The sequence below is a fragment of the Streptomyces sp. XM83C genome, assembly GCF_023072675.1.
Taxonomy (GTDB): Bacteria; Actinomycetota; Actinomycetes; order Streptomycetales; family Streptomycetaceae; genus Streptomyces; species Streptomyces thermocoprophilus.
This window is the reverse complement of record NZ_JALLGL010000584.1, coordinates 1-1,332: the sequence shown is the minus strand read 5'-3', so window position 1 is coordinate 1,332 and position 1,332 is coordinate 1. Positions and strand designations below refer to the sequence as shown.

Annotated in this window: 1 protein-coding gene, 1 tRNA gene and 1 pseudogene; 2 read left to right on the top strand and 1 reads right to left on the bottom strand. The window is 69.7% G+C overall.

Annotated elements, in window-relative coordinates:
- Nucleotides 1-58: 58 nt before the first annotated feature.
- Nucleotides 59-853, top strand: a complete 795-nt coding sequence (locus MTQ10_RS30510; RefSeq protein ID WP_247473986.1) for a Pr6Pr family membrane protein — start codon at nucleotides 59-61, stop codon at nucleotides 851-853.
- A gap of 32 nt (nucleotides 854-885) precedes the next feature.
- Nucleotides 886-959: transfer RNA gene (locus MTQ10_RS30505), tRNA-Pro, on the top strand.
- Nucleotides 960-1,215: 256 nt separating this feature from the next.
- Here the strand turns inward: MTQ10_RS30505 and MTQ10_RS30500 are convergent.
- Nucleotides 1,216-1,332: pseudogene (locus MTQ10_RS30500) on the bottom strand (IS5/IS1182 family transposase); the annotation flags it as partial.

Genomic DNA, 1,332 nt, shown 5'->3' with positions numbered 1-1,332 from the left:
TCCCCCACATGGCCCACCCGCATAGCCCCATACACCCCCTTTTCCTACCGTTGGGGGCATGACCGCCCCGATACCCAGGGACATCCCGGAACTGCCCGCGATCCCGGGCGTGGCCAGACTGTTCCCCTCGTCGGTCCCCGCCGCCGCGGTGGTGACCCCCATGCGCCGCCCGCTCGCCGCCGTCTGCCGCCTCCTGATCGCGGCACTGGCGGCCGGCGGGGTGACGCTGGCGCTGCTGCTGGGCAGCCCGGCCCGAGTGCTCAGCCACTTCACGATCCAGAGCAACATCCTGCTCGCCGTGGTCTGCCTCGCCTCGGCCCGCCGCGCCTGGACCGCCCGCCGCCCGCTCCCATCGGCCGTGACGGGCGCCACACTCCTCTACGTCGTGATCGCGGCGCTGGTCCACCACCTGGTGCTGGCCTCCGCGACGGCCCCGGTCACCCTGACCGACGGCCCGCTCACCGGCTGGCACGCCGTGGCCAACCACGTCCTGCACACGATCACCCCGGCGGCGGCCGTCCTGGACTGGCTCCTGCTGACCACCCCGGACGCCCTGCGCCTGCGCCAGACAGCCGCGTGGATGCTCTACCCCCTGGCCTACCTGGGCTTCTGCCTGACCCGCTCGGAGCTGCTCCTCACCCCGGGCACCCCGGCCCGCTACCTCTACCCCTTCCTCGACGTGGAGCAGTACGGCTACAAGAGCGTCCTCGCCAACGCCCTCCTCCTCGGCCTCTCCTTCTACGGCCTCGCCGTCCTCCTGGTCGCCCTGGACCACCTCCGCCCCAACCTGGTCCGCTACCGCGCCCACCACCGCCCGAAAACCGGATTTCGTCTCCGGCCGCCAGTGGGCTAAAGTAAACGTCGTCGCCGCGACAGCAGCGACACCGGGGTGTAGCGCAGCTTGGCAGCGCGCTTCGTTCGGGACGAAGAGGTCGTGGGTTCAAATCCCGCCACCCCGACAGAGAAACACCAGGTCAGGCCCGGTGCTGAGAGATCAGCACCGGGCCTGATGTGCTTTGTGGCCCCGTTTTGGGAGCCGTTTGGGAGCCGACTTCCAGAAACCGGCTCCCGGCGGCTCCCAGCGAGCGGCCGTCCGCCGTCCAGCCCGCTCTTTGCCGCTCACCCTGGGAAAGGGTCATCCCTACGGTTGTGCGAGGCCGATCACAGGCGGTACGACGATCGCCATGCACCGATGGTCTCCGTTAAGACGTCGTCTCATTTGGCGAGTCTGCGGTAGCAGATGAGGCTGCAGGCGATGGCGGTGAAGGCCAGGAAGTGCTCGACCTTGCGTTCGTAGCGGCGGTGCAAACGGCGGCAGCCGCCCAGCCAGGA